At 50.7% G+C, this 1,541-nt stretch carries 2 protein-coding genes; one reads left to right on the top strand and one right to left on the bottom strand.

The genetic code is table 11. The features are described 5' to 3' along the window. A partial coding sequence (locus OB13_RS18720; RefSeq protein ID WP_461491708.1) for a hypothetical protein occupies window positions 1-441 on the bottom strand: 441 nt, incomplete at its 3' end. A gap of 162 nt (window positions 442-603) precedes the next feature. On the opposite strand from OB13_RS18720, the gene OB13_RS18715 reads away from it, so the two are divergent. Continuing rightward, entirely contained in the window at window positions 604-1,437 is an 834-nt protein-coding gene (locus OB13_RS18715) for a DUF481 domain-containing protein (RefSeq protein WP_461491707.1), read from the top strand. Window positions 1,438-1,541: the final 104 nt, after the last annotated feature.

The following is a 1,541-nucleotide window of genomic DNA, read 5'->3' as shown; positions in this document are numbered from 1 at the left end:
GAGACTGCCTAGCTTGATATGCGGCAATAATTCTTCTTCCAGCAGGTCAGCCCACGTGTTCAGGTATAGCACCACATCCTGCCGAACATTGTGCTTCAGGTAGCGTTGCGCTGCAGGAAGTGCCTGGAGCACGTGGGGGTGCGAGAGCCGCTCCAGGTGTTCCAGGTCGTCGGTGCTCAGGCCGAAGGCCAGCATTTCATCGATGATCTGGTCCATCGGCAGGCCGCTTTGGAGGCAGTAGTCCCGGAGTTGCTCCCGCCAGTCGCCGTGCCGTCCCATGGCAGCCCCATGAATCTGCCCTTTGCTGTACTGGGTGATGGTCTGGGCTAGGTGGCCGCAGTTGCAGCTGCCCATATGTCCCCATTGGTACTTGTCTCCTTTGGCCAGCCGCTGAGCAGTATGCCGGATGGCCTGAACCAAATGCACTGAACTTCTTGCCATGACGCTCTAAACTTGAATGTAAATGATAAACCGGCAGGTATAGCCTGTAGTATATAAGCGTGATCCGCGAGGAAATGTTTACCCGACACAGCCCCGATTTTTAAACCAGCCCTTGCTTCAGTAACTTTATACCCATTCGTTCCGCCCCAAAGTATACCTGTCATGCGCTTACAGACTTTATTTGCAACGTTCATTTTCCTTTTGTTTTGCCTTCTGCTGAATCCTGAAACGTCTCGTGCCCAGATCCTGAATATTGAACAAGCCCGCGAGGACCGGGACACAGTAAATTACCTGACCGGAAAAGCAGGCTTGAACTTTTCCCTGTATAACCGGAATGCCGGGAAAAACAACCCCAACAACTTCCTGCAGTTAACTTTTACAGGCGACCTGGCCTATGTATCTGTGAAACACAGTTACCTGCTGCTCAACTACTACAACTACCTGCTCGTGAATTACGATACCCGGGAGCAGCGCAATACGGTTGCCAGCAACGGCTACTCCCATTTCCGGGTCAATCTGATGCGGCAGCAGAAGCTCTCCTATGAACTGTTTACCCAATACCAGGCCGACAGGGCCCGGGGGCTGGAAAGGCGGGTGCTCAGTGGAGGCGGCCTCCGGCTGGCAATTCACAAAAGTGAAAAATCCGCCATCTTTGCCGGTTCCGGTTTCATGCTCGAGCATGAGACGTGGAAAGATCCGGAGCAGGATGACCTGAAACATGTTTCCAATCTACCCAAGTCCACCAACTATATCAGCCTGAAGACGAAACTAGGCGAACTGGTAGAAACCAATAACATAGCGTATTATCAGACAGGGTATGACCCGGAAATCGGGCGACTCAGAAACCGGATAAGCGGGGAGGTAGGTATTCAGGTAAAACTAAGAAGTAACATCGCCCTCCGGACCAATTTCAATTGCACGTACGAAGACAGGCCTATCGTACCGGTTACGCGTTTTGTTTACGCCATTACCAATGGCATACAGGTTGGTTTTTAGGACGATAGCGGTCCTATACCTGGCAGGTTGGTACATTCTCCGGAATAAATAATCAGTCTATATATCAATATTTTTTAATATTGATGCGGTATTCTTAAACAAAG

It is taken from the genome of Pontibacter sp. HJ8 (assembly GCF_054824225.1).
Note: the sequence above shows the minus strand (reverse complement) of the source record. Positions and strands in the feature narration are given on the sequence as shown.

Bases quoted from the DNA above. Each gene is read 5' to 3' on its own strand.
- OB13_RS18715 (WP_461491707.1), top strand. From the start codon at position 604: ATGCGCTTACAGACTTTATTTGCAACGTTCATTTTCCTTTTGTTTTGC.